The organism is Paracoccus sp. UBA5162, assembly GCF_002413585.1.
Classification (GTDB): domain Bacteria; phylum Pseudomonadota; class Alphaproteobacteria; order Rhodobacterales; family Rhodobacteraceae; genus Paracoccus.
Map to the genome: position 1 here is coordinate 24,343 of NZ_DHXG01000032.1, position 1,710 is coordinate 26,052.

The following is a 1,710-nucleotide window of genomic DNA, read 5'->3' on the forward strand; positions in this document are numbered from 1 at the left end:
GACCAGACCGAGGCGATGACGCTGGCCGACCGCATCGTGGTGCTGGCGGGCGGCGGCATCGCGCAGGTCGGCGCGCCGCTGGAATTGTATGAACGTCCGGTGAACGAATTCGTGGCCCAGTTCATCGGCAGCCCGGCGATGAACCTGCTGCCGGGCAAGGTGACGGCGGTCGGCGAGATGACCGGCGTGGCACTGGACGGCGGCGGCCAGGCGCAGGTGGCGATCCCCACGCGCCCCGGCGACGAGGGGATGGAGATCAATCTGGGCGTCCGCCCCGAGGACATGCGCGAGACCGACGGCACCGCCCTGTTCGAAGGCAAGGTCGATCTGACCGAGGCCCTGGGCGAGGTGACGCTGCTTTATTTCGGCACCCAGGGCGGTGCGGTGCCGATCATCGCCAAGCTGTCCGGCATTCATCCGGGGCTGAAGGGCAGCACGGTGCGGCTGACCGCCGATCCGCAGGCGCTGCATCTGTTTCACAAGGGCAATTCGCTTCTGTATCGCGACGGCACCGACCTGCCGCCCTATCAGCCGCGCACGGCCCGCGCCGCAGGCAGCATGGGCGGCGATCGCGGCGCGGCCGCCATGCCGGCAGATCGGAACGGACAGGACCGGAACGGGGGCAGGGACGGGGAGGATGGCGACCGGATCGAGGACGGGCTGATCAAGCCCGAGGGCCCGGTCCGCTGATTCTGCGACGAAAGTCGTAAATCTCCGATACCGCGATCTGCTATACTCGTCGCGATTGGGGGGAATCATGGCGCATCGCAGCCACGCGGATCTGGTGGCCGAGCAGTCGCAGTCGAAATCCGCGACCTCGGCGCTGGCGGCATCCTGGCGCCGCTCGCTGCTGAAGCATGGGCTGGATCCGGGCGATGCCCGCGGTCCTGAACGCCTGAGCCTGGCGGAATTGTCGGCCCGGCGACAGGCGATGGAGCATTTCCTGAAAGTCGCGGCACCGCAGCTGGACCAGCTCTACAACCTGGTCTGCCTGTCGGGCTGCAACGTGCTGCTGACCGATGCGGCGGGCGTGGTGCTGGATCAGCGCGTCAGCGATGGCGATGCGGCGCAATTCCGCGACTGGGGTCTGTGGCAGGGCATGGACTGGTCCGAGGCCGCGCAGGGCACCAACGGCATCGGCACCTGCCTGGCCGAGGCGCGGCAGGTCACCATCCATCGCGACGAACATTTCCGCACCCGCAATACCGGGATGTCCTGCATGGATGCGCCGATCTGGGGGCCGGACGGACGGCTGATGGCGGCCCTGGATGTCAGTTCCGCCCGCGCCGACCAGACCGAACGCTACAACCGCCTGATCGGTGCGCAGGTGGCCCAGACCGCGCGGGCGATCGAAGCGGTGTTCTTTCGCGCCTCGTTCCCGGATGCGCGGATCGTCGTCGCCTCGGGCGACGGAACCGAGGCGACGCTGCTTCTGGCGGTGGACAAGGACGACCTGGCCATCGGCGCGACCCGCGCCGCGCGGCGCGCCATGGGGCTGGAACGCGAAGGCGCCATCAAGCCGCGCCCCGCCGCCGATCTTCTGGGCCGCGAGGATGACATGCAGGGTTTCGACCGGGCCGAACGAGCCGCCGTGACGCGGGCCCTGGCGCGGGCCGAGGGCAACGTCTCGGCCGCCGCGCGCGCCCTGGGGATCGGACGGGCGACGATGTATCGGCGCATGGCGCGGCTGGGTCTGGCGGACAGATAGCC

General features: G+C 69.6%; 2 protein-coding genes. Both read left to right on the forward strand.

The window, feature by feature from the left end; translation table 11 throughout:
• Window positions 1-690: TOBE domain-containing protein (locus tag B4A72_RS04285; RefSeq protein WP_292978140.1), on the forward strand; the 690-nt coding region annotated here is incomplete at its 5' end.
• Window positions 691-757: 67 nt separating this feature from the next.
• Window positions 758-1,708 (forward strand): helix-turn-helix domain-containing protein, encoded by a 951-nt coding sequence (locus B4A72_RS04290; protein WP_292954101.1) that lies wholly within the window; start codon window positions 758-760, stop codon window positions 1,706-1,708.
• The last annotated feature ends 2 nt before the right edge of the window (window positions 1,709-1,710 follow it).